The sequence below is a fragment of the Neobacillus sp. PVCKKU3 genome, from assembly GCF_058323225.1.
The window spans coordinates 75,821-100,313 of record NZ_JBLVQN010000011.1; the positions used below are offsets into that span (position 1 = coordinate 75,821).

Below are 24,493 nucleotides of genomic sequence, written 5' to 3' on the forward strand. Positions count from 1 at the left end.
AAAACAAGTTTTAAGGCAATTTTCAGACCGTTTATGATTAATTTTAACTATTTTGTCAAAATTCACAAAAATTTCCTTGAATTCAAAAAACAATGAAATATAATAGTATTGATTTTAATTATGAAAGGTGGGAATATCTTTGAGAGCGCTTAAATCGGTTTTAATCTGGGGAGTCATCGCCGCCCTTGGAGCAGCAGGTTTTGCAGTCATGGCCTTAAACAGGGGTGAAAGCATCAGTGCGATATGGCTGTTAACAGCCGCTGTCTGCGTATATGCCATTGCTTACCGTTTTTACAGCAAGTTTATCGCAGAAAAAGTCTTTCAGTTAAACGATAAAAGGAAAACCCCTGCTGAAATTCATAACGACGGAAAAGATTTTGTTCCGACAAACAAATGGGTTTTATTTGGCCACCATTTCGCCGCTATTGCCGGTGCAGGTCCATTAGTTGGTCCCATTCTTGCAGCTCAAATGGGATATTTGCCTGGAACACTTTGGATTGTCGTTGGTGTTGTTTTGGCTGGTGCTGTTCAGGACTTTGTCATTCTTTTCGCTTCCATGCGCCGCAACGGTAAATCACTCGGAGAGATGATTAAAGAAGAAATGGGCAAGGTTACAGGCGTCATTGCGATGATCGGGATTTTAGGAATCATGGTTATTTTATTAGCAGTTTTAGCCCTTGTCGTCGTAAAAGCACTTGTAGGAAGCCCATGGGGAATGTTCACGATCGCAGCAACGATTCCGATTGCGATATTAATGGGAATTTACATGCGTTTCATCCGCCCTGGCCGCGTTGGCGAAGCATCCATTATCGGTATTGTTTTACTTTTACTTGCCTTAGTTTTTGGACAGACAGTTGCCGAAACCCCAACTTTAGCAGCCATGTTCACGTTCAAAGGCGAAGCGATTGCCATTATGATGATTATTTATGGCTTTATTGCATCTGTGCTGCCTGTTTGGCTGCTGCTCGCACCACGCGATTACTTAAGTACGTTCTTAAAAGTGGGAACCATTATGGGACTTGCCATCGGTATTGTCGTAGTTGCTCCACACCTAGAAATGCCTGGTGTAACGAAGTTTATTGATGGTACGGGTCCAGTATTCGCAGGAAACCTCTTCCCGTTCTTATTCATTACTATTGCCTGCGGTTCTGTTTCCGGTTTCCATGCTCTCGTTTCATCCGGTACAACACCTAAAATGATTGAAACAGAATCACATGCCCGCCCAATCGGCTATGGTGCGATGCTGACAGAATCTTTTGTTGCCGTCATGGCAATGATTGCCGCCTGTGTGCTGCATCCTGGTGTGTATTTTGCGATTAACAGCCCAGCTGCCTTAATCGGAACTGACGTTACCCAAGCTGCTTCTGTTGTATCCAGCTGGGGCTTTACGGTCACTCCTCAAGATTTAGCTAATTATGCCAAGGATGTAGGGGAAGCTTCGATTCTCTCCAGAACCGGCGGTGCCCCAACCCTAGCGATTGGTATGGCGGTTATTTTCTCAAAAGTTATTGGCGGAAAGGCGTTAATGGCATTCTGGTACCATTTCGCGATTCTTTTCGAAGCGTTGTTCATCTTAACAACTATTGACGCCGGTACTCGTGTCGGCCGCTTTATGATCCAAGATATTTTAGGAACCGTTTATAAGCCATTTGCGAAAACTGACGCGCTGGTTCCAAACCTTATTGCAACTGCATTATGCGTTCTATTCTGGGGTTACTTCCTGTATCAAGGTGTTATTGACCCGCTTGGCGGTATTAATACACTATGGCCGCTTTTCGGTATTGCCAACCAAATGCTGGCTGGAATCGCCCTGCTCTTTGGAACTACGATTCTCTTTAAAATGGGCAAAAAAGCGTATGCCTGGGTTACCTTGCTGCCGACCGCTTGGCTATTAATTGTCACACTAACAGCAGGCTGGCAAAAGCTATTCCATGAAAATCCAAAGATTGGCTTCCTTGCTCATGCCAAAATATTCAAAGAAGCGAATGATGCCGGCAAGGTTCTTGCACCAGCGACTTCTCCAGCACAAATGAATCAAGTACTAATTAATGATTACGTGGATGCCACACTAACAGGCATTTTCATGGTTGTTGTCATTTTGGTATTAATCGCTGCCATTCGAATTTGGCTTCAGGTTTTAAACGGCAAAAAATTAACGGTACACGAAGAACCATTTATTCCGCGTACCGAAGGGGATTTGAAGAAATATGCTTAATCGCTTGAGAAAGCTCAACGCCTACCGTAAGCAATTTATTAGTTTACTGGTTGGAGTTCCAAGCTATGAAACATATGTAGCTCATATGGAATCGCACCATCCCGGTGAGCCTATTAAAACACGGAAAGAATTCTTCTGTGAGGCTCAAGATGCACGTTACAATGCGAAAGACGGTAAAGTTTCACGCTGCTGTTAAAACAGAAAAAACAGCCTAAGACCCAAGGTCGGGTTTTTAGGCTGTTTTTTATTAATTGGCTGTAGGTGATTTCGCCATTTGGACAATCCGCTTATTTCTTCTTTCTCTAAAAATCAATCCAGTTAATACACAAAGGAATACAAACGGAATACTTGTTTTATAAAGCTCTGCGAAACTAGCCGAGATTCTTTTTTCAGCAAAATCTCCTACTTGTTTGGAATAGCCTTTAACCAAAATACCTGTTTTAACAATTTCCTCATCCACTTGCTTTTCTACTTGCTTATAAATTTGATCTTTGGCCGCGCTCCTTTGGTTTTCAGGAATAGTGGCTAATACTTTTGCAGCGTTGGCATCGATAATTTGCTGGCGCTCCGCTTTTGTGATGAAGTCGGAATCAGCTTTCATCGTTTGTCTTTCATTGATGATCGATTTTTTTGTTTCCGATAAAATCTCTGCTTTAACGGTTTCCGTCACATTCAGTTTTTCAAGTTTTTGCTGTGCATAATGCATAATATCCTGTTTTTTATCATGAATATTGTTCGTCAACCCGGCCACAAAAATTGCTACAGCTAAAACAACTCCCACCTGACGCAGCATCGAAAAAACACTCTGAGATGCCGTCAGCATTTCCCCTTCAAACGAAGACGTGCTGGCAATTGTTGCGGAAGAAATCACGAAGCTAAATCCCATTCCGAGCAAACTGCAAAGCAGAATAATCTCCTTTGATGTGCTGTGAAGATTTAAGTTATGCAATAAATAATATGCCGTTCCCATGATGGCAAAGCCAATCATGACAGGAATCGTGTAGCCAATTTTTTTCGTTAGCAAACCTGCAAAGTTGGAAAATACAAAGATGGCGGCGGATACAGGTGTGACGAGGAGTGCGGCTTGGAGCTCTGTCTTGTGCTGGAAGTTGGTTAAAAACTGTGGAAGCAGGACCATGACACCGATAAGGAAGATGAACCCTGTAGTCACGATCACAACCGAACCTGTAAATAAACGGTCTCTAAACAGATTTAAATTAACCATCGGCGCTTTTGATTTTTTCTCTGCAATTATAAAAAGTACGATGGATACGGCTGTTAAAAGATAACAAATAATCGCCTGGATGCTGTCCCAGCCCCAGTTGTTTCCTTTGATTAGGACCAGATTTAGCGGGAATATGGCAGAAACCGAGAAGATTAGGCCGAACCAATCGATGGATGATTTTACTCTGTTTTCGTTTTTTAACGTTAAGATCATAAAAGAAGCGGCTATAGCAAGTAAACAAATCGGTACATTGACATAAAAGACCCAGTGCCAGCTAAGCTTTTCCGTGATAAACCCGCCGACTGTGGGACCGAGAGCAGTTGATAATCCTTGTGTTGCCCCAAGAAGCGTCAATGGCAGCACCCTTTTTTCAATCGGCATCGCAGCAATCCCAATCACCATGCTGCAAGGAATTAGGATAGCGGCCCCTAAGCTTTGGATGAACCTTGCGGCAATTAAGAATTCTTCGCTGTTTGCCAGGCCGCATAAAGCCGAGCCAAATCCGAAAATAAACAGCCCGACAATAAAAAATTTATTTCGTCCAAACATTTCAGCAAACCTTGCCAAAGGAATCGCTAAAACCGCAATCGTCATCGTGTATACATTCAGCATCCACGAGCTCGTTTCCAGCGATGTGTGCAGACTGTCCTGGATTGCCGGCAGCGTAATATTCATAATCGTTGAATCAAGCATACAAACAAATACCCCTACGCACATTAACAGTACTACCTTCATTCCGCCCGTCCCTTTCATGCTATTGCTCCCCTTTATCATTCAACTTTTTTAATTCTTCATCAATCATGTTCACAACCATTTCTGCCTGGCGAATACCAAACTGAAGTGTAAACCGCTTGTAGCGCTCCATCTCTGAACCGCACATTTCATCGATTCTGGTAAGATTATCATACATCGCTTGGTTCTTTTCTCGTTCCTCCTCAAGCCACTCGATGATCTTTTCCTTGGTGGTAAATCGCCCGAAAAAAATACGGATTAGGATATCTGATCTCGTCACAGTTGGGTTTATTGGACTGTTAAGGTATTGCTGGAATTGTTCCCGGCCAGCATCAGTAATCGCAAATAAGTTCTTGTTTGGCTTCCCTTCCTGCTGAATGACCTGTTTTTCCACCAGTCCCTCTTTTTCCATTTTTCTTAATGCTGGGTAGATAGCCCCGAACGATGCATCAAAAAAGTAAGAAACGGAATTCTCCATCATTTGCTTTATATCGTAGCCGCTCATTGGCTCCTCATATAGAAAACCTAAAATGACATCTTGCATGTTCATATATTGTTCACCTCAATATTATTTATGTTTATATTATCAATATTAATATGTTTAGTGTCAATATATAAAATGGATATTTTTTCAAATCTTTTTAAAATACTGCTTCATAAATTTAAAAAGCCAATCGATCCTAATCGATTGGCTCCCATCCTGGGCTGAAGTAATTACACAAAGTTTAATTTAGGTCTAGCGGCCGCAGCTTTTCTTCTATCTCTTTTCGGCGTGGCTCTAAAAATGGCGGTAATGCCAGCTTTTGACCCATTGTTTCCATCGGTTCGTCTGTTGCAAAGCCTGGCTCATCTGTTGATAATTCAAACAAAATGCCATTTGGCTCTCTGAAATATAATGCTTTAAAATAATAACGTTCTACTTTTCCTGAGTTCGGCAAACGATAATCCTTCAAACGTTGTGCCCATTGATTGTATTCTTCTTCATTTGGAACACGGAAAGCAACATGATGAACCCCCCCACGGCCTAATCGGGCTTTTGGTAAATCGGGCCTTCTTTCAATATGCACTTCTGCGCCACTGCCCCCTTCACCTGTTGCATAAACCAATATTTCAGGAAAATCCCCTTCAAGTGATGGGTATGATCCCACATATTGAAATCCCATGACTTCAGTAAGAACACCAATGGTAGGTTCTGCCATCCCAACAGTGAGGGTAACAGGTCCTAAACCTATTATGGCATGTTCTTTTGGAATCTCTTCCCGTACCCAAGGAATCCCCGGCCTAACACCTTCTTCACCGTTGTCAGCGACCAGTATTAAACGTGTCCCATCGAAATCTTTGAAAGCCAATGTATCACGATTTGCTCTTTTTTCAATATCATCATGTTGAACACCAGCATGTTTCAATCGTTCCTTCCAAAACAATAAAGAATTAGTAGTCGGAACTCTTAAAGATACAGTGGAAATATCTGAAGTTCCCCTGTATGAACTTCCCAGATTAGGAATGTCAAAGAAGGTCACCTCAGTACCGGGATTTCCTTCTGCATCCGCATAGAAGAGATGATATGACGATGTATCATCTTGGTTTACTGTTTTCTTTACCAATCTCATTCCTAAGATTTTTGTATAAAACTCATAATTTTTTTCTGCTTTTCCGGTCAAAATCGATACATGATGTAGCCCTAAAAGTTTCATTTCTTCCACTCCTTACATTCTTATTTTTTCAAAATCGGTTTGAATAAATGTAATTATCTCGAATTCGAGATATTATTTTAAAAATAACCTTCAATTACCCTAAACAGGATATCTTGAAGTTGAGATAATAGTAACCCTTTTACATTTATATGTCAATAGACTTTCTATTAGCGACTAAATGAAAACAAACTCCCACTTGGTTTACGAAAGCGAGAGTTTTACGTTCTTCATGGGACATAACTGCGGGCCATCCATTCCTGGTGGCTTTGTCGCTAAAATCTACTCCCCAATATTGTTCTCAAACCATTCCTGCAACTCTTGTAATGAGGTAAAAGAGAAGATTTCTTCTCCATTCTGGCCATTATCAAAACCGGTGTTTCCCCTTAATGTAATCATCCCTTCATCCTTTGAAATCAGAATCGCATAGGGATGATTCACATTTATGTACCTAGCATCCAAATCATTATCAATCCAGTTCTTACTTCGTAAAAAAGTTTCACAATGGTTCACTAATCATCACTCCTTCACTATATATTATTCCAAAAATGCAACAAAAAAAGAGACAAAAAAAATTGTCTCCATTAAAGATTTTTTTCGATAAATTTTAATGTTTTTTCGATAATTACCTGCTGGTCGTTATCAAGTGTGGCCACATGATAGCTGTCTTTCAACCGATGAAGTTCTTTAACCTCTGAGCGAATGTCATCATAAATGATTTGCAAATTATCTGGAGGGACGACATGGTCTTCATCAGAAACAAAAATTAATACCGGGCAGGTAATTTTGTGAAGGTCTGCTTTTACCTCATCCATAAAGGTCAAGATTTCCTTCACAGATTGAACCGGTGTTTTTTCATAGGCAAGTTCCACGACACCTGGTTTTTTAATATCTGAGCCGATCGCATCTAAATAACGCACATCTTCTAATTGGCGGACTGGTAACATGGCCGGAATATCAACAGCTGCATTAATAGGGATAATCGCGCGAATTTCTGGATGGGTTTCAGCCATAAACAAGGTTAATGTTCCCCCCATTGATAAACCAGTCACAAAAATCGTGTCACAGCGTTCCTGTAACCACTGGTAAGCTTCCTCTACCGAAGTAATCCAATCTTGATAGCTTGTTTGCTCCATATCTTCATAATGTGTTCCGTGCCCTTTTAAGCGCGGCCCGCACACCGTATAGCCTGCTTTGGCATAAGCCTCCCCAAGCGGGCGCATGCTTTGGGTGGACCCCGTAAAACCATGTGAGACCAAGATACCGACACGATTTCCTTCAAAATAAAACGGTTCAGCACCTTCTAGAACTGGATATTTTTCAGACATGAACTTCCCTCCCGTAAAATTTGCATATCCTCTTAAAATATTCGCTGCAAACACCTTTTTCCCTTTCTTTTTTAAAACCATCTATAATCTCTTTATGTATGTTTAACAATAGTTATAGGACAAATTGTAGTGTGCAGGAATATTTTTTCTTATATAATGATACTGGAGTAAAAATTTTTTGAACTATACAATAACGCTTCATAAAGGAGATTAATCCAATGACTAGAACCTCTTACTATCTCGGTGTTGATATTGGTACAACAAGTACAAAATCAGTTCTTTTTGCAGAAAAAGGTAAAGTTATCAGCATGCATCATGTTGAATACCCTTTATACAGCCCTGCCCCGTCCATTGCAGAACAGGATCCGGAGGAAATTTACCAAGCTGTCCTGGAAACGATGAAAGTTGCTATCAAAAAGGGCGAAATCAATACGGAACAGCTTAAGCTTGTTTCCTTTAGTTCCGCCATGCACAGCCTTATCGCCATGGATGATAACGGTAAACCAATTACCCGCTGCATTACGTGGGCAGATAGCCGCGCTACAGAAACAGCTGAAAAAATTAAAAACGAATTGAATGGTCTTGCCATTTATCGTAGAACCGGAACACCGATTCATCCGATGTCACCGCTTGCCAAAATTACTTGGCTAAAAGAGGACCATCCTGAAATCTTTAGCAAAACCAGCAAATTTATCGGTATTAAAGAGTACATATTCTTTAAGCTATTTAATCGTTATGTGATGGATTATTCCATCGCCTCTGCAACAGGGCTGTTTAACCTCGAACAGCTTCATTGGGATGCAGAAGCACTAAGTGTTGCCGGTATTACCACTGAACAATTGCCTGAACCAGTTTCAACAAAGTTTTATTTAACCGGCTTAAAAAATGAATATGTTGAGGAGCTTGGAATATCAGGGAACACTCCATTTGTAGTCGGAGCAAGTGACGGTGTTCTTTCCAATCTCGGCGTCAACGCCATTGACCCAGGAGTAATGGCTGTCACGATCGGCACCAGCGGCGCGATTCGGACTGTAACGGACAAGCCAGTGACTGATCCAAAAGGGAGAATTTTCTGTTATGCGTTAACTGAAAATCATTGGGTTGTCGGCGGTCCAGTCAATAACGGCGGGATGACCTTCCGCTGGGTTCGCGATCAGCTTGCCTGGTCGGAGGTTGAAACAGCAAAACGACTTGGCATCGACCCTTACGATGTTTTAACAAAAATTGCCGACAAGGTCACACCTGGTGCAGAGGGGCTCATTTTCCATCCGTATTTGGCGGGTGAACGTGCCCCTTTATGGAATGCCAATGCCCGCGGTTCATTTTTTGGACTTGGCCTTCATCACAAAAAAGAGCATATGATTCGTTCTGTCCTTGAAGGTGTCATTCTAAATTTATATACCGTTATGCTCGCCCTTCAGGAAATGATTGGCGTACCGCAGAAAATCCAGGCAACAGGAGGGTTTGCCCGGTCAGCATTGTGGAGACAAATGATGGCGGATATTTTCAACCAAGAAGTTGTTGTACCGGAAAGCTTTGAAAGTTCCTGCCTAGGTGCTGTTGTCCTTGGTATGTATGCACTTGGGGAAATTGAAGATTTCTCGATTATGTCAGAATTGGTCGGTTCCACCCATGCCCACCAGCCAATTGAGGAAAATGTGGCCATTTATGAGGACCTAATCCCGATTTATATCCGCCTATCACGGTTATTAAGCGAAGAATACGGAGCCATCAGCAGCTTCCAGCAAAAATGGGTGAGGTAATCACCAATGCCGCAAAACTGTCTAGGAAAAATTCGTTCTTATTACGCAAGACTTAGTGAAAAAGAAAAAAAGATTGCTGACTACATCTTGGACAGTCCCGAAAAAATCATTCATAACACCATAAACGAAGTGGCAGAGGATTTGAATGTCGCCGATGCCACTGTTTTTCGGTTTTGCAAAAGGATTGGTTTCAAGGGGTACCAGGCAATGAAAATTGCCCTCGCTTCTGAAATATTTGAACCTATTCAACAGATTCATGAAGAAATTAAGGAAGATGATACGGAGAAGACGGTTGCCGTAAAAATTTTTCAATCAAATATTAGAGCATTGGAAAACACCTTGCAGATTCTCGATGGGCCTTCTGTTCAAAAGGCAGTTGATTTATTATTGCAGGCGGACCGGGTTGAGTTCTATGGAACGGGCGGCTCAAATGTAATCGCCATGGATGCTTTCCACAAGTTTGTCCGGACAGGGATCAAAGCATTTTCCTTTATCGATTCCCATTTCCAGCTTATGTCGGCTTCCCAGCTTGGCGAAAAAGATGTGGCTGTGGTGATTTCTCATTCGGGAACAAACAAAGATACCATCAATATTTTAAGAACAGCGCAAAAAAATGGCGCCAAAACAATCGGTATTACAAGCTATCCAAAATCACCAATTGGACAAAACGTGGATGTTGCTCTTTTTACAAGCTCTGAAGAGACCGAATACCGCTCCGAAGCACTGTCTTCAAGAATCGGCCAATTAAGCTTGATAGACGCTCTTTATGTCAACATGATGATCCGCAATAAGGACAAGGCCAAAAACTCGCTTGATAAAGTTAGAGAAGCCATTTCTAATACACGAATGTAAATCTAAAAGAGGATGCCTTTTTAAGGCATCCTCTGCTTTTTTACTTAAGCAAACATATTCACTATAAGTGCTCCAATGAAGGCGACAAAGGACAGAATGGTTTCGAGTACCGTCCACGTTTTAAAGGTTTCTTCAAGAGTCAGTCCCAAGTATTCTTTAACCATCCAGAACCCGGCGTCATTAACGTGTGAGAACATTAACGAGCCTGCGCCTGTTGCAATAACCAGCAATTCTAAATTGACTCCGGACATTCCGGCCACAATGGGAGCGACGATTCCGGCAGCAGTCGTTAATGCCACTGTTGCAGAGCCTGTTGCAATTCGGATTAACCCTGCAATCAAGAACGCCAGTACGAGTGGTGATATATTCAAATCCTGAGACATGCTGGCAATTACTTTCGCCACGCCGCTATCAATAAGAATTTGTTTAAAACCGCCGCCTGCACCAATGATTAAAATAATTGAACCGACTGGTATAATACATTCTTCCACAAGTTTCTTAATTAAGTTCCTATCCATTCCATGACGGAAGCCAAGGAAATAAAAAGCTAAGAAACAAGAAATTAACAGAGCAATGACTGGGCTGCCGATAAAGGTCAACACTTTTTGCGCACCAGCTGAAAGATGCAGATATGGTGACGCTGTTCCTAATATCATTAATATGACTGGCATTAAGATCGATAGGAAGGAAACACCAACACTTGGTACCGACTTTTTATCGGCTTGATCGTCAATTTTCACCAACGTCGGTTCGCCGGTCGGGATAACCCGTTTGTTAATCATCCATGCAAATAACGGCCCACCAATTATACCTGTAGGAATCGCAATAATTAAAGAGTACAGCAATACTTTTCCAAGATTAGCCCCATAAATTCCGATTGCCGCAATCGCCCCGGGATGCGGCGGGACAAGACCGTGTGTGATTGACAAACCAGCAATAGCCGGCAGACCAACCAATAAAATATTTTGTTTAGATGCTTTTTGGATGGAAATAACCAGCGGTAACAGAATTAAAATTCCCACTTCAAAAAATACGGGAATACCGATTATAAAGCCTGAGAAAAACATCGCCCATGGCAGCTTCTTTTCGCCAAATGCCCTAATAAAGAAATTGGCAATTTGCAATCCTGCCCCTGATTCAGCGAGCATTTTACCTAAAATCGTACCTAGTGCCAAAATGCCGACTAAGTGTCCTAAGACTGCGCCGACCCCTGTTTCATAGGAACCGACAATCTTGTCCCAGCCCATTCCGGAAAAAATCGCCAAGAATAGTGCTGCGACCATTAAACTAATAAATGCATGCCACTTGAACCAAGAAACTCCTAAAATGACAATGATGATTGCCAGCAGTGTGAGGAGTAACAAATATGCATCCATTATAACTGCCACCTTTCTTTGACGTAAAAAAGCTGATAAATGATTTGAAACCAATTCATGCCTATTTGCTAAATTTCTCCTTATTGTTCTTCAACGATTACAAGCTTATACAAATAGCTAATCCTTCAAAACATAAATGTGAATGAAATTTCCTATTTAAATTTTTCTGAAATTTCGGTAAAATAATATTTAGAGAATCGAAATAAATACAGAAAGAAGTGTTATCTAACTTGAAACAACAGGACCAGGCAAAACGGAATTTGGCCATCATGTGGTTTGCCAACTTTTTTGTAGCTGGAAGCATGACAATGGTTCTGCCGTTTATCTCCCTGTACATCGAGTCACTGGGTGATTTTTCAGAGAAATACGTCCAGCATTGGTCAGGCTTAACATTTGGTATTACATTTGTGTCCGCTTTCCTCTTTTCGCCGATTTGGGGCAGGATAGGCGACCGTTATGGCAGAAGAAAAATCCTGATCATTTCCGGGATGGGAATGGCTTTTTCAATCCTGTTAATTGGGTTTGCGCAATCGGTTTGGCAGCTTTTCATGCTCCGATTTTTTATGGGCTTCTTCTCAGGATTTATTCCGATGTCACAGGCACTTATCTCCACACAAACGCCGAAGGAAATTGCCGGCCGTGTCCTCGGCACCCTGCAAACAGGAAGTATTACGGGTTCCTTATTAGGCCCGATGCTTGGCGGGGTTCTTGCTGACACCTTTGGCTATGCAGACACCTTTAAGTGGACCTCCGTCACGATTTTCCTTTCCGCCCTGCTTGTGCTGGCAGTAAAAGAAGTACGAATGGAAATAAAAAAGGGAGTGAAGTCCCACTATTCAAGCAAAGAAGTTGTCCAGCATATTATCCGTAATCCGGTCATGCTGACTGTTCTGCTCATCTCAGCCCTTGTCCAAATCGCCCATTTTAGTATCCAGCCAATCCTATCATTATTTGTCGGCGAGCTGCATGGCCCTAAAAATATTGCCTTTTATTCAGGGATTGCTTTTTCCGCTGCTGGTTTAGGGAATTTATTGATGTCCAGAAGATGGGGAAATATTGCTGACCGGCACGGTTATATTAAGGTTTTGGTGATTCTTCTTTTCCTAGCTGGAATTATTTACTTACCTGGAGCCGCGGTTACAAATCTTTGGCAGTTGGTCATCATTCGGTTTGTTCTCGGGGTTGCCATCGGGGGAATTATTCCGGTGCGAATTGCTTATATCCGCCAGGAGGCACCTCTTGCCATGCAAGGTGAGGTTCTTGGCTATAACAACAGTCTGAGGTTTCTTGGAAACATCATTGGCCCAATGCTCGGCGGCTTTATTTCCGGATATCTTGGTTTTTCGGCTGTATTTATCAGTACTAGCGTGTTATTAATTATTAGCGGTGTAATTTTGTTGGTATCTATGCATAAGCATCCAAAGCTGGCAAAGCACACAGCATAGAGGGTGAGCAACTTTGCGCTCACCCTTTTTATTATTTATTTGCCTTGCTGCAGTTGCAGTTCATACACTTTTAAATTGGCATAAACAGCTTCTAAAACCGGAACTGGAATTTGTTCTTTACGGGCGATCGTTAATAAATACCCATGCAGATGGTCCGCTTCGACAGAAAGCTGTTTCTCCATATCCCGCTGCATCGAGGATTTCATAGCATAGCCCAAGCTATCAATTTGATTCAGTTGAAGTGCTGCTATATCTTCAGGCAGAGGTGCACCAACTTTGTTCATGACGGAAATGATTTCTTGTGACAGTTTTTCGATCGTTGCCCGGCCGCTTGGCATTTCCCTGATTGGTCCAATCGGCGCCCTCATCAGAGTCGTAATTCCAGACATCGTCGAAATAAACAAATACTTGTTCCATAAATCCTGATTAATGTTGTCGCTTAGTCGATAGCCAGACCTAGTGCCAATGAAGGCTTCTTCAATTTTGAAGATTCTTTCAGTCTTTTCACCGGTTAATTCACCAAAGACAATATCGTGTCTTGGGCTTGTTTGGATGATTCTTCCCTCTTGGTCTAGGGTAGTTTCAATAAAGCACAGGCCGCCAATGATCCGCTCTTGGCCGAACTCTGCTGCTAATTGTTCAATATGAGAGATTCCGTTTAATAATGGAAGAATGGCTGTCTTTTCATTTACATATTGCCGGAAGCTATCAATTGCACCTTGCAGGTGATAGGCTTTCGTCGAGAGCAGGATTAAGTCAAACGCATCCGCTTCTTCTCCTGACAAAATCAGTTTTGGTGTCAGTGTGACGCTGCCGTGAACACTATCAATAACAAGCCCTGTTTGGTCAAGCTGCTTTTTTCTTCCTTCCCTTACTAAAAAAGTGACATCAACGCCTTTTTCCTGCAAGCGTCCGCCAAAATATCCTCCAACTGCCCCTGCACCAACGACTAAAATCCTCATGCTACAAACCTCCTATGTATAAAACTATAATTCTAGTATAAGGGAATTTTTACTAAATAGTAAGATAAAAAAGCAGGATACTCTGTCATCCTGCTTTTAAATATTGGTCTGCCGTTTTGAAAAATCAATTTCCTGATAGTAGCTGTTTTTGACAAGAATATTTGGGCCAAGACACCTTACGGATGGACAGTGGCAGCTCAGTTCTTTTGCTAAGTTCGAGGTTTGCCATGTCTGATACGCATCTTGAAGTTTCGTCGTTTGAATGTTTCCGAGCGAAGGAGCATCACCAAAATCAGTTACGATAATTTCTCCGTTGAAGATGTTGACATTTAGACGGGAGCGGCCGTCCGGATCGTTTCGAACGGTAACATTTTTGCTGGAATAGAGCCGTTTTAATAGGTTAAGATCCTCCTCTTTATTGCTGCACGGGTAAAATGGCAGCGTGCCAAACAGCATCCACGTATGATCATCCCTAATGTCCAGCAAATGATGGATCGCCTCTCGTATTTCGGCGAGCGTCAGCACTTCCAAATTGCTAGCGAAGTCACTCGGATACATCGGATGCACCTCGTGCCTTTGGCACAGCATCTCATCGACAATTTGCCGGTGAATTTTTTCAAGATGCGGCAGCGTCCGTTTGTTTAACATTGTTTCAGCGGATACCATCACACCTGCTTTGACAAGCTCGCGGCTGTTCTCTATTATTCTTTCAAAATATTTAGCCCGCTGCTGGTGATCAGGCTTTTTTTCCATCCGGGCAAAACCGCCCTCAACAAAATCGTCTATAGTTCCCCAGTTATGCGAAATATGTAGGACGTCCAAATAAGGAATAATTAATTCATAGCGGTCGAGGTCCATTGTTAAATTGGAATTGATTTGCGTCCGCACTCCGCGTTCATGTGCGTATTTTAAAATGGGAACGACATAATTTTTGATTGAGGAAAGGGAAAGCATCGGTTCGCCGCCGGTGATGCTAAGGGCTCTTAGTGTCGGGATTTCCTCCAGCCTTTGTAATAGCAGTTCGAGCGGAAGAGCCTCCGGGTCCTTTGTCTGCAAGGTATAGCCGACCGCACAATGCTCGCAGCGCATATTGCAAAGTGTTGTGGTGGTGAATTCAATATTTGTCAACTGGGGCTTTCCGTACTCCTCAATATCCAGATAGGCTTCCCAAGGATCATATTGAGGGGAAATTTTTTTCATCGTTTTCATGATTTGCTCCTTTAAATCGAATCTAACAAACTTAATTATTATAGCCGACTTTGTGGATTTGATGGTACACAAAAGCTTATGAACACCATTACGTTAATATTCAGATGGATGTTTTTCAATCTGCTTCATCCGTTTATCGACAAATTGCCGGGGAAATAGAACAAATTTATAGGAATATCGACAAACTCTTTGAATTTTCAGAAATTTATATTCTCGTCTTTCAAAAAAGGCTGTACTTGACATTAGCGCCTTGTACAGCCATGTTTTTATTTCTTTTTGCTTAAAAAATACACATATACTTTAATCATAAAATAACTCACTTCTTCCGGAAGCAAATCTTTAATAGGTTTTAGGCGGTCTCGGCCAGCTTGTTCCACTGCTTTTTCTAAAAGCGGAATATACTCGCCTGGAATCAGCCTTGTAAAATCAACAGCAAGTCCCTGCTGGGCACACTGCAGCAAATGATTTTCGACAGTGCTTACTGCCAACTCGCGCTGTTCGGCTATTTCCTGAATGGATAATTGGCTTTGATGCAGGTTCAATGTCTCTAAGTGCGAATCTGTCACCGCTTTTTTGGCCGGCTTCTTTGCCGCGACCGGTTCAGGTTCCAATTCGCTTTGGTAGTTTGGGTTTTCCTCTAAAAACGCTCGAATCACTTGGATAAACTCCAATCCATATTTTTGAAGCTTGTGTTCCCCTACCCCGCTCACATTTAACATTTCTTCACTTGCTTTCGGCAGCTTAGCACACATATCCTTGAGCGTTGCATCTGAGAAAATCACAAACGGAGGGACTTTTTCGGCCTCGGCAATCCGTTTGCGGGCTTCCCTTAATTCTTCAAATAATGGGTCATTCTTAGATACTTGTTTCACCTGGACAGTTTCCCTGCGATGAACCTGCTGATTTCCGAGTAAAACTTCTTTTCCCTTTGGTGATACATAAATGGTTGGAAAGGTACCTTGCTCAATCGCTAGCAAGTCCTGTGAAATCAAGAATTCGATAAAATCACTGACATCCTTTGCACTTTTGTCCTTCATAATTCCGTACGTTGATAATCTTTCGAAACCCATTTCGGTGACTTTTTTATTTTTTGAACCTGTTAATACTTGTGCAGTGATATTTTTACCGAAGCGCTGTCCCATTCGAATGACACAGGACAATACCATTTGTGCTTCTTTTGTTACATCAATGCTTGTCCTTTCATCGGTGCAATTCCCGCATCTGCCGCACGGCTCCGTTTCCGATTCACCAAAATAATGCAAAATAAATTCCTGCAGGCAGCTTTCTGTATGGCAATAATCGACCATCTGCTGGAGCTTTTCAAGTTCTTGAGTCATTCTAGTCCTGTCGCTGGATTGGTCAATCAGGAAACGCTGAATTTGCACATCCTGCGGAGAGTAAAGCACGATACATTCGCTGGCGAGTCCGTCACGGCCCGCACGGCCCGCTTCCTGATAATAGCTTTCCATGTTTTTTGGAAGCTGCAGGTGAATACAATAGCGGATATTGGATTTGTCGATTCCCATTCCAAATGCAGATGTCGCTACCATGACAGAAGCTTGGTCGGTTAGGAACCGTTCTTGTTCGCGGGCGCGTTCCACATCCCCCATTCCGGCATGATAGCGGGCGACATTGATATTTTCCTTTCGGAGCCGTTCGTAAAGAATATCGACATTTTTCCGTGTCGCAGCATAAATAATGCCTGCCTCTTTGTCATTCTTTTTCAGATAATCCAACAGATATTTAAGACGATCCTGTCCTTTAATGACAGAGAATGAGAGATTTTCACGTTCAAAGCCTGTGATGATGGTGTTTCGTTCATCTATTTCCAGCAGGCTGCAAATATCTTCCCGCACCCTGGGTGTTGCCGTTGCGGTTAAGGCAATGACGCTTGGCCTTTGCGGCAGCATTTGAATCATTTTTTGGATATGCCGATAGCTTGGACGAAAATCATGGCCCCACTGTGAAATACAGTGCGCTTCGTCCACTGCGATTAATGGGATTTCCATTTGTCTAAGGTCGTTTAGGAATTCCGGCGATTCCAACCGTTCGGGTGCTATGTACAATAATTTGTATTCTCCTTGCTTTGCCGCTTGGATTCGTTCATAGGCCTCCTGGAAACTAAGCGAGCTGTTGATAAAAGTGGCTGGAATTCCTACCTGAATAAGGGCATCGACTTGATCCTTCATTAATGAGATCAGCGGAGAGACAACAATGGTGGTGCCCGGGAGAATGAGAGCAGGAATCTGGTAGCAAATCGATTTTCCGCCGCCAGTCGGCATGACGCATATAGTGTTATTTCCTGTTATGACGGATTGAATGGCCTGCTCTTGGCCGGTGCGGAAGGAGCTGTAGCCAAAGTGGGATTGCAGCAGGGGAAGTGCTTGTTCAAACAAGGGAAGTCCTCCTTTTACTTTGAAGATAGATTTAATCTCCTCTATTATACTACTTTCTAAATAGATATGAAAAATTGAATATTTATGGTTTGGTGAGTCTTCATAACGACAGGAGAATTGATTTCTTTCTTCGGTCGGGTGTTATGAATCTTTCATAACACCACGACCCAAAATAAATAGATTAAACCTGACTGGACGAAGCAAACTGCAATTTAAAATCCGCTATCAATTCACCAATTACCTCATTGCGAGCATTTCGTAATTTTGGGCGGTAATACCCAGCAAGTTCTTCGATTTGCTCCGCAGTTAATAAATTCAGCTGTTTCAACACTTCGACTGCCGCAGGAAAGACGGCACGGCTATTGCCGTCTTCAACCTTGATGGCAATCCCCAGCCCTGTTTCAAGATCACCTATACAATAGACAGCCTCCGCCCCAACCTTGCCAATGAATCTGCCTTTTCCTACCTTCATAAAATCAGAACAAAAACGGGCTGTTCCGCCAACCATTTCCGGGGCTGTTATCATTGCCTTCGCCACTCGTCTAACGGCATTACGGCGATTTTCGGGCAGGGCATCCGGCTGTGCCAAGCGGGCATATCCATAAGCAATTTTTTCAAGAGGCAGGCCATGAACCGGTACGCCGCATCCGTCGATCCCTATTTCTATTTTTTCTATCGGATAATCTGTCATCTCACTGACAGCGGCAAGAATCCGCTGTTGAACGGGATGATTCAGCTCGTAATAGTTTTCCAGTGTTTCTCCTAAATGTTTGGCAGTCACGAGCATCCCGGTATGCTTTCCGGAACAATTGTTATATAAAGGAGTAATCTCTTTACCTTCACGGATTAGCTCTTTATATCTCTCTTCCCATCGCGGTGGATGGGTTCCACATTTCAAGCAAATGTCTTCAAGGCCTGCCCTAGCAAGAATGGCTAGAACCCTGTCTGTATGCATTTTCTCCCCATTGTGCGAAGCACAGCATAACGAAAGATCGGCATCGCTGAATCCATAATGATCAGCTGCCCCCGTTTCCACTACAGGAATGGCCTGAATCGGTTTCATCGAAGAACGGGCGAAAACCACTGCTTCAGGATTGCCTGCATAATAAAGTAAATTCCCCTTGGCATCCACCACTGCAATATGTCCATGATGAACGCTTTCAATTAAATTACCCCTTGTTACGTTTACTAAGTTAGTAGACTCCAAGTCACTCATCCCTTAAAAAAATTTCAAAATCTTATCACAATTATGAAACAAAAAGAGGGCTTTCACAACCGATAAAAATGTTTTAAAAATGTTCAAATTTCACCCCTATTTTATGTGATATACGTCACACAAAACAAAGTAAGTATTATTTACAATTTAATTAAGTTATTAAAAGGGGGAATTAAGAATGGCAGTCGCCTGGTTGGTTACAATTGCTTCATTTATTCTTTTTTATTATACAACATCCGTTATTATGGACGGACTTAGAGAAAGAGAACAATATGAATTATCTATTTTAGATGACCAAATTCAAAGTAACTTTGCAAATCATTCAGAGATTCCGAGAAAAGCAAGTTAGTTTGTGTTTTTAATAAGCTTTACTATTATAAAAACAGACTGCCGTACAAACGCGGCAGTCTTTACTATTTTACTTAAGGTAAATTGCAAATTCCTTTGGTACAGCATTACTCAAACTATCACTGATTTGTTGAACCCGGGCTGAAAAGCTCCTCTAATTGTTTGCGCAGAACGAATTTCTGGATTTTTCCGCTGGCGTTTCGCGGCAGTGCTTCACAGAAAATGTATTTGCGCGGACGTTTATAGTTTGCTAGGCTATTGCTGTTTTTACAATATTCGTCAAGATCCTGTTCCGTAATCTTCGGATCCTTTTTCACGACGAAAGCCGTGACGGTTTCTCCCCAGCGGTCATCAGGCTGGCCGATAACAGCGACATCCAGAACACCCTCATGAGCATGCAGGACATCTTCCACTTCACGCGGGTAAATGTTTTCGCCGCCACTGATGATCATGTCATCGACCCGGTCATTGACAAAGAGGTAGCCCTCTTCATCCATGTAGCCAATATCACCTGAGTGATACCAGCCTTTATACATTGCCTTTTCCGTGGCCTCTTCCCGATTGTAATAGCCGAGCATCATACTTGGCCCTCTTACAATAATTTCTCCCGCTTCTCCCGGCAGGCACACATCATCCGGCTCAGAAGGCCCATCCTCCCGGGTCTTTACAACCCGAATTTCATGGTTTAGTCCAGCCTGCCCGGCAGAGCCTGCCTTTCTAAGCTGGTCTTTCTCCGATAGGAAGGTAATCGCCGGCCCCATTTCAGTCATCCCGTAGGCTTGAATCAAGGAGATGCCAAGGCGGTCATGGAGCGCATGGACGAGCGATGGTGCCATTGGCGCCGCACCATACAAGCCAAGCTTTAGGCTTTCTGTATTGTATTTACTTAGATCTTCCTGCAGGAGCATATTCCACATGGTTGGGGCGGCAAAGAACTTTGTGATTTTTTCTTTCTCGATTAAGGAAAGAATGATTTTTGGATTAAACTGATGCAGGATGACATTTTTTGCTCCTATTTGCACTCTTGGGAGGAAGGCACAATGCAGCTCGGCACAGTGGAACATCGGAGCTGTGACAAGGCCGGCGTCCTCTTTTTCAAGCTTTTGGGAGGCAATACAAAGCATGCTTTGGTCGACCATGTTGCGGTGGCTGTGCATGACACCTTTAGGTCTGCCCGTTGTTCCGCTTGTATAAATAAAGGCGTAAGTATCATTTTCATTGACTTCGGTTTGGATGGTTTCTACGATGGAGGAGGCGAGTTTTTCTTGATAACTGGCGGCATAAGCGGGAGCCTCATTATCAATAAACCAAAATGAAATTTTATCAAAACGGTTGGCAACTGCCGTAATGACCGGCTCCAAATCTTTTTCAAAAATTACCACTTTGGGGGCAGCGTCGGATAAAATAAACTCCACTTCTTCCGACATGAGGCGGAAATTGATTGGGTTAAAGATGGCCCCAATTTTTGCACAGGCAAAAAAGGCCGTTCCCAATTCCTCGGTATTGAACATAAAGGTAGAGACGCGGTCGCCTTTTTTCACACCTTCCTTGATAAGGGCATTGGCTAGACGATGGACCTGCTCGTTCCATTCTTTAAAGGTGTAGCGGACATTTTTGCGCACATCGTAGAGGGCTTCCTTGTTGGGGTATTTTTGAACCGTTAAATCAAAGATTTTACCGATGGTTGTATTGCTCATTTACTCGCCTCCATTTTATTTGGATTTATAAGGAGGCAATCGGCCAGCGGCCAATTGCCATCATTATCATGTGGTTTTTTATAATCCTAAATTTTTCGCAATTATGGTTTTCATAATTTCATTGGTCCCCGCATAAATAGCTCCAACTTGAATATCCCGGAAGCGTCTGGCAATCTCGTATTCTTCCATGTAGCCGTAGCCGCCATGTAGCTGCATACATTCGGATGCAACCTTCTTGGCAATATCGGTCAGCTTCCATTTTGCCATGGACACCTTGGTCACAACGTTTTTCCCTTCCATATGCTCGGCAATCAACTGGTCCAAAAAGGCTCTGCCCATTTCAATTTCGGTGGCCATTTCGACAATTTTGAATTGCGTATTTTGGAACTGGCTGATTGGTTTGCCGAACGCTTCACGGCTTTTTACATATTCAATCGTCTTTTGCAGCATCACTTCGGCTGCTGTTTGCGCTCCAATTGCCACTAGCAGGCGTTCCTGCTGAAGTTTTTCCATCAAATATAGAAAGCCTTTTCCCTCTTCTCCTAGAAGGTTTTCCTTTGGCACACGGCAATCTTCAAAAATTAACTCTGCCGTATCCTGGGAATGGAGACCAACCTTGTTCAGCTTGCGGCCTCGAGAAAATCCAGGAGCGTCACGCTCAATGACCAGCAGGCTGACGCCCTTATGCTTTGGAACTGCCTGCAAATCGGTCTTCACCGCCACCACAATGAGGTCCGATTGAATGCCGTTGGTGATAAAAGTTTTTTGTCCATTGACAATATAATGGTCCCCGTCAAGCTTAGCAGTGGTTTTAATATTGGCAAGGTCAGAACCTGTCCCTGGCTCTGTCATCGCAATCGCAGTAATGATTTCACCGGTGACGCACTTCGGCAGCCAGCGCTGCTTTTGTTCCTCTGTTCCATAAGCGGTTATGTAAGGAACGACTATGTCACTATGAAGTCCAATTCCAATCGTTCCAGTTCCGACTCGTTCAAGCTCTTCATTAATGACAACCGAAAAGCCCCAATCAACCCCGCTGCCGCCATATTGTTCATCGATGTCTGGACAAAGGAAGCCTTGCTCACCCATCTTCGTCCAAAAAGAACGGGGAATGAGTCGATTTTCCTCCCATTGCTCATAAAAGGGATATGCTTCCTTTTCTAAAAACTTTCTTAAAGACTGGCGAAAAATTTCATGATCTTCGTTTAAATAAGGGTGTTTCATTTCTCTTAACCTCTCCTTCGTTGCGGGAAAACGCTTTCTTTTTTGTGAATTATTTGTAAATAAGGCTTTGAAGAATTTTAACAAAAACTACTACTCTTTTGAATCTTCCTAACTATTGTTTAAAATTATACCAAATTGGCAATTGGGATAAAACAATAAATTCCAAATATTATCTCTATGAAAACTAATGGATTATGTCATTTAATGCCACAAATTGACAATTAACATAAAAAAGTTCGAAATAATGAACTTTTTGGAAGGATTTGAAGAATTGTATTTGTTGAGTTAGTGAAAATATGACAATTATAATATAGTTGTTCGATATAAAAAACGTTGGAGGGTATTAAAGTGAAGCTAAAACGAATTTCTGTTCTTTTCATTCTCATGCTCGTGCTGAGCACCTTCTTTTCGTCATTTGTTTTTGCGAACAATGATGAGAGCAAATGTCATTGCAGTATAGTAGCGTTGGGAGATTCTATTACATTCGGGACTAGTCTTAATCCGAACGAAAAACCTTTCCCTAGTTTAATTACTAAATTAGGCGCTAAAGAAAACAACGTAACTAATCTTGGAGTTTCAGGCCAGACCTCTGGACAATTGTTAAGCAGTTTAAACAATGCTACTATTTCTACTAAAGTCGCAAATGCGGATGTCATCACATTGTACATAGGCGGCAATGATCTTTTGCAGGCAACAGGGTTGACTACAATCCTATCTAATCAGGATATTGGCTCCTTGACTGAGGAACAACTAGCAGCCATGGCAGCAAATGCAGGTACCGCTGTGCAACAATTAGGTGTAAATTTAAACAGTATTATCGGGAAAGTAAGATCCCTTAATGGTTCTGCCCCAATTATTCTTTACAATCTTTATAATCCAATCCCAAATAATGAAAAGCTAGCTCTTTTACATCAATTTGGCAATCAGTTTATAACGATGATTAACAGTAACTTAATCAATCCAGCTGCCCAGCCGCAAAACGGGGTTTATTTAGCAGATGCATTTAAAGCCTTTGACGGAAAACAAGAACAATATATTATTAATGGTGAAGTGATACCAGAATTAGGAATTGGGGTTCACCCAACTGAAGCTGGACATCAAGCGCTTGCAAAATTAGCAGACCGGATATTAGCACCTCTCTTTCCTGAAAAAGTGCTAACTGTGCAATTAACTCCATCCACTGTAGACTCTACAAAAGAACCAGTTACCATTAAGGTTCAAACCAACGCCGAAAATGCACAAGCCATGAAATGGCTACCAGGTACAAAATCGGTTCAGGATTTCCAAGCAGCTGGGACCGAAATAAAAGACTCAGCCTTCCAAGTAACAGGAAATGGCATCTATACAGTTTATGTAAAAGATGAATGCGACAGAGAAGCAGTTGCAACCATTGAGATTAAAAACATTACAAAAGAAGAGCCAAGCAAGGAAAACCCAAATCCAGGTCCGGGTGGAACGGATACTTCAAATCCAGCACCAACACCTAACCAAAATGGCACATCAAATCAAAATCCAGCACCGCAAGGAGATACAACGACAATCACGCCTGTAAGTTCAACAACACCGCCTGTTTCGACTGTCGCTGCCACAGCAGGACATAAATTACCTAAAACGGCCACACCTATTTATAACTACATGGCTATGGGACTTGCTCTAATTGGATCCGGATTAATAGCTTTAAAACTACAGCGTAGAAGAAAAAGAGAATCTTTTTAAACTGTAAAATGCCAGTTTGCTTCGTAGCAGGCTGGCATTTATTTATGATAAATTTACCATCTCAACCCAAAAGCTGATATCATAAATTTAATAAGAATTATATGACTGGAGGTATTCGTAACATGGATAAGAGAAAATTAGTAATTACTCATAACCTTGAACAGAATCTGTTCGACCAAATTAAAATGGTTGTTCCTGATTGGGAATTAATCGCCAGCAAGGAGAAAGAAATCTGGCAAGCACATGCCAAGGATGCTGAAATTATTGCCGGGTGGAAAAAAGGCCTTGATGAATATTGCCTTGCTCCTGATTCAAAACTGAAGTGGCTCCAAAGTTGGAGTGCCGGTGTCAATACCTTGCCGCTTGAAAAGCTGGAAGCCCATAATATTCTTTTAACAGGTGCAAGCGGCGTGCATGCCTACCCTATTTCTGAAACAATTTTCGCATTACTGCTTGGTCTAACCCGAAAAATCCATACATATGTACGAAACCAGCAAGCCAAAACCTGGCATCATGCTAATATGAAGCTCGAAATCCATGGAAAAACAATTGGCATTATCGGGGTCGGAACAATCGGAAAAGAAACCGCCAAAATCGCCAAAGCCTTTGGAATGAAGGTTCTCGGTGTACGGCATTCGGGCCAGCCGGCTGAGTTTGTCGATGAGATGTACACTACCGATCAATTGGACGCACTTTTACCGCAGTGCGATTATGTGGTAGTCACCTTGCCGCTGACGAAAGAAACATGCCGCATAATCGGCGCCGAACAGTTCAAACTCATGAAACCTGAGGCCTTCTTTATCAATATCGGCCGTGGTGAAATCGTGGTTGAAGAAGAAATCGTCAAAGCCTTGCAGGATGGTGAGATTGCCGGAGCAGGTCTAGATGTTTTCGAAAAAGAGCCATTAAGCCAGGACAGTCCGCTTTGGGAAATGGAAAATGTCATTATCACTCCACACACCTCCGGTTCCACTGAGCATTATAATGATCGTGTCGTCGAAAATATCTTGATACCCAATTTAAAAAGCTACCTTTCAGGTGAAGGCCCTTCTATTAATCTTGTTGATTATGCAAAAGGGTATTGATTTGAAAAAGAAC

General features: G+C 42.3%; 20 protein-coding genes. 8 read left to right on the forward strand and 12 right to left on the reverse strand.

All coding sequences use genetic code 11. The features are described 5' to 3' along the window. Window positions 1-139 precede the first annotated feature (139 nt). The gene (locus ACNQGS_RS09845; protein ID WP_491487158.1) at window positions 140-2,215 is read left to right on the forward strand and encodes a carbon starvation CstA family protein; all 2,076 of its coding nucleotides are present in this window, start codon (window positions 140-142) and stop codon (window positions 2,213-2,215) included. Further along, a complete protein-coding gene (locus tag ACNQGS_RS09850; RefSeq protein WP_464493041.1) occupies window positions 2,208-2,411 on the forward strand; it encodes a YbdD/YjiX family protein in 204 nt (67 codons plus the stop codon). The genes ACNQGS_RS09845 and ACNQGS_RS09850 overlap by 8 nt, the downstream gene beginning before the upstream one ends. Before the next feature lie 51 nt (window positions 2,412-2,462). Here the strand turns inward: ACNQGS_RS09850 and ACNQGS_RS09855 are convergent, their stop codons facing one another. The 5 genes from ACNQGS_RS09855 to ACNQGS_RS09875 all read right to left on the reverse strand — a co-directional run bounded on the left by ACNQGS_RS09855 (window position 2,463) and on the right by ACNQGS_RS09875 (window position 7,191). Beyond that, window positions 2,463-4,193, reverse strand: coding sequence for an MFS transporter (locus ACNQGS_RS09855; RefSeq protein ID WP_491487159.1), 1,731 nt, complete (start codon window positions 4,191-4,193; stop codon window positions 2,463-2,465). 1 nt (window position 4,194) lies between these two features. Continuing rightward, entirely contained in the window at window positions 4,195-4,722 is a 528-nt protein-coding gene (locus ACNQGS_RS09860) for a PadR family transcriptional regulator (protein WP_491487160.1), read from the reverse strand. 175 nt (window positions 4,723-4,897) lie between these two features. Continuing rightward, a complete protein-coding gene (locus ACNQGS_RS09865; RefSeq protein ID WP_491487161.1) occupies window positions 4,898-5,866 on the reverse strand; it encodes a ring-cleaving dioxygenase in 969 nt (322 codons plus the stop codon). 279 nt (window positions 5,867-6,145) lie between these two features. Continuing rightward, complete coding sequence (locus ACNQGS_RS09870) at window positions 6,146-6,376, reverse strand: hypothetical protein (RefSeq protein ID WP_491487162.1); 231 nt, start codon at window positions 6,374-6,376, stop codon at window positions 6,146-6,148. 71 nt (window positions 6,377-6,447) lie between these two features. Beyond that, window positions 6,448-7,191 carry an alpha/beta hydrolase gene (locus ACNQGS_RS09875; protein WP_491487163.1) on the reverse strand — a complete coding sequence of 248 codons (744 nt, stop codon included), beginning with the start codon at window positions 7,189-7,191 and terminating at the stop codon, window positions 6,448-6,450. A 218-nt stretch (window positions 7,192-7,409) separates the two neighbouring features. Here ACNQGS_RS09875 and gntK point away from each other — a divergent pair, with 218 nt between their 5' ends. Together gntK and ACNQGS_RS09885 are read left to right on the forward strand one after the other, a co-directional pair. Next, window positions 7,410-8,954 (forward strand): gluconokinase, encoded by a 1,545-nt coding sequence (gene gntK, locus ACNQGS_RS09880; protein WP_491487164.1) that lies wholly within the window; start codon window positions 7,410-7,412, stop codon window positions 8,952-8,954. 6 nt (window positions 8,955-8,960) lie between these two features. Beyond that, window positions 8,961-9,806, forward strand: a complete 846-nt coding sequence (locus ACNQGS_RS09885) for a MurR/RpiR family transcriptional regulator (protein ID WP_491487165.1) — start codon at window positions 8,961-8,963, stop codon at window positions 9,804-9,806. Window positions 9,807-9,850: 44 nt separating this feature from the next. Here the strand turns inward: ACNQGS_RS09885 and ACNQGS_RS09890 are convergent, their stop codons facing one another. Beyond that, a complete protein-coding gene (locus tag ACNQGS_RS09890; protein WP_491487166.1) occupies window positions 9,851-11,182 on the reverse strand; it encodes a GntT/GntP/DsdX family permease in 1,332 nt (443 codons plus the stop codon). A gap of 218 nt (window positions 11,183-11,400) precedes the next feature. Here ACNQGS_RS09890 and ACNQGS_RS09895 point away from each other — a divergent pair, with 218 nt between their 5' ends. Then, the gene (locus ACNQGS_RS09895; RefSeq protein ID WP_491487167.1) at window positions 11,401-12,627 is read left to right on the forward strand and encodes an MFS transporter; all 1,227 of its coding nucleotides are present in this window, start codon (window positions 11,401-11,403) and stop codon (window positions 12,625-12,627) included. 35 nt (window positions 12,628-12,662) lie between these two features. Here the strand turns inward: ACNQGS_RS09895 and ACNQGS_RS09900 are convergent, their stop codons facing one another. From ACNQGS_RS09900 to ACNQGS_RS09915, 4 genes are all read right to left on the reverse strand, one after another. Continuing rightward, complete coding sequence (locus ACNQGS_RS09900) at window positions 12,663-13,589, reverse strand: ketopantoate reductase family protein (protein WP_491487168.1); 927 nt, start codon at window positions 13,587-13,589, stop codon at window positions 12,663-12,665. Window positions 13,590-13,685: 96 nt separating this feature from the next. Then, window positions 13,686-14,798 (reverse strand): radical SAM/CxCxxxxC motif protein YfkAB, encoded by a 1,113-nt coding sequence (gene yfkAB / locus ACNQGS_RS09905; protein ID WP_491487169.1) that lies wholly within the window; start codon window positions 14,796-14,798, stop codon window positions 13,686-13,688. A 266-nt stretch (window positions 14,799-15,064) separates the two neighbouring features. Continuing rightward, window positions 15,065-17,194 carry a DNA helicase RecQ gene (recQ, locus tag ACNQGS_RS09910; RefSeq protein ID WP_491487170.1) on the reverse strand — a complete coding sequence of 710 codons (2,130 nt, stop codon included), beginning with the start codon at window positions 17,192-17,194 and terminating at the stop codon, window positions 15,065-15,067. Window positions 17,195-17,375: 181 nt separating this feature from the next. Further along, the gene (locus ACNQGS_RS09915; protein WP_491487171.1) at window positions 17,376-18,401 is read right to left on the reverse strand and encodes an asparaginase; all 1,026 of its coding nucleotides are present in this window, start codon (window positions 18,399-18,401) and stop codon (window positions 17,376-17,378) included. Window positions 18,402-18,588: 187 nt separating this feature from the next. On the opposite strand from ACNQGS_RS09915, the gene ACNQGS_RS09920 reads away from it, so the two are divergent. Next, complete coding sequence (locus ACNQGS_RS09920; protein ID WP_491487172.1) at window positions 18,589-18,759, forward strand: hypothetical protein; 171 nt, start codon at window positions 18,589-18,591, stop codon at window positions 18,757-18,759. A gap of 118 nt (window positions 18,760-18,877) precedes the next feature. On the opposite strand, the gene ACNQGS_RS09925 is transcribed toward ACNQGS_RS09920, so the two are convergent. Both ACNQGS_RS09925 and ACNQGS_RS09930 read right to left on the reverse strand, forming a co-directional pair. Then, window positions 18,878-20,455 carry a fatty acid--CoA ligase gene (locus ACNQGS_RS09925; protein ID WP_491487173.1) on the reverse strand — a complete coding sequence of 526 codons (1,578 nt, stop codon included), beginning with the start codon at window positions 20,453-20,455 and terminating at the stop codon, window positions 18,878-18,880. A 78-nt stretch (window positions 20,456-20,533) separates the two neighbouring features. After that, window positions 20,534-21,679: an acyl-CoA dehydrogenase family protein gene (locus ACNQGS_RS09930; RefSeq protein ID WP_491487174.1), complete on the reverse strand. Its 1,146-nt coding sequence runs from the start codon at window positions 21,677-21,679 to the stop codon at window positions 20,534-20,536. Between the two features lie 348 nt (window positions 21,680-22,027). Between ACNQGS_RS09930 and ACNQGS_RS09935 the strand changes: the two genes are divergently transcribed. Together ACNQGS_RS09935 and ACNQGS_RS09940 are read left to right on the forward strand one after the other, a co-directional pair. Next, window positions 22,028-23,395, forward strand: coding sequence for an SGNH/GDSL hydrolase family protein (locus ACNQGS_RS09935; RefSeq protein ID WP_491487175.1), 1,368 nt, complete (start codon window positions 22,028-22,030; stop codon window positions 23,393-23,395). 122 nt (window positions 23,396-23,517) lie between these two features. Beyond that, window positions 23,518-24,480, forward strand: a complete 963-nt coding sequence (locus ACNQGS_RS09940; protein WP_491487176.1) for a D-2-hydroxyacid dehydrogenase — start codon at window positions 23,518-23,520, stop codon at window positions 24,478-24,480. Window positions 24,481-24,493: the final 13 nt, after the last annotated feature.

Bases quoted from the DNA above. Each gene is read 5' to 3' on its own strand.
- ACNQGS_RS09855 (WP_491487159.1), bottom strand. From the start codon at position 4,193: ATGAAAGGGACGGGCGGAATGAAGGTAGTACTGTTAATGTGCGTAGGG.
- ACNQGS_RS09860 (WP_491487160.1), bottom strand. From the start codon at position 4,722: ATGAACATGCAAGATGTCATTTTAGGTTTTCTATATGAGGAGCCAATG.
- ACNQGS_RS09900 (WP_491487168.1), bottom strand. From the start codon at position 13,589: ATGAGGATTTTAGTCGTTGGTGCAGGGGCAGTTGGAGGATATTTTGGC.
- ACNQGS_RS09885 (WP_491487165.1), top strand. From the start codon at position 8,961: ATGCCGCAAAACTGTCTAGGAAAAATTCGTTCTTATTACGCAAGACTT.
- ACNQGS_RS09850 (WP_464493041.1), top strand. From the start codon at position 2,208: ATGCTTAATCGCTTGAGAAAGCTCAACGCCTACCGTAAGCAATTTATT.
- yfkAB (WP_491487169.1), bottom strand. From the start codon at position 14,798: ATGAAAACGATGAAAAAAATTTCCCCTCAATATGATCCTTGGGAAGCC.
- ACNQGS_RS09875 (WP_491487163.1), bottom strand. From the start codon at position 7,191: ATGTCTGAAAAATATCCAGTTCTAGAAGGTGCTGAACCGTTTTATTTT.
- gntK (WP_491487164.1), top strand. From the start codon at position 7,410: ATGACTAGAACCTCTTACTATCTCGGTGTTGATATTGGTACAACAAGT.
- ACNQGS_RS09920 (WP_491487172.1), top strand. From the start codon at position 18,589: ATGGCAGTCGCCTGGTTGGTTACAATTGCTTCATTTATTCTTTTTTAT.
- ACNQGS_RS09890 (WP_491487166.1), bottom strand. From the start codon at position 11,182: ATGGATGCATATTTGTTACTCCTCACACTGCTGGCAATCATCATTGTC.
- ACNQGS_RS09865 (WP_491487161.1), bottom strand. From the start codon at position 5,866: ATGAAACTTTTAGGGCTACATCATGTATCGATTTTGACCGGAAAAGCA.
- ACNQGS_RS09925 (WP_491487173.1), bottom strand. From the start codon at position 20,455: ATGAGCAATACAACCATCGGTAAAATCTTTGATTTAACGGTTCAAAAA.
- ACNQGS_RS09940 (WP_491487176.1), top strand. From the start codon at position 23,518: ATGGATAAGAGAAAATTAGTAATTACTCATAACCTTGAACAGAATCTG.
- ACNQGS_RS09930 (WP_491487174.1), bottom strand. From the start codon at position 21,679: ATGAAACACCCTTATTTAAACGAAGATCATGAAATTTTTCGCCAGTCT.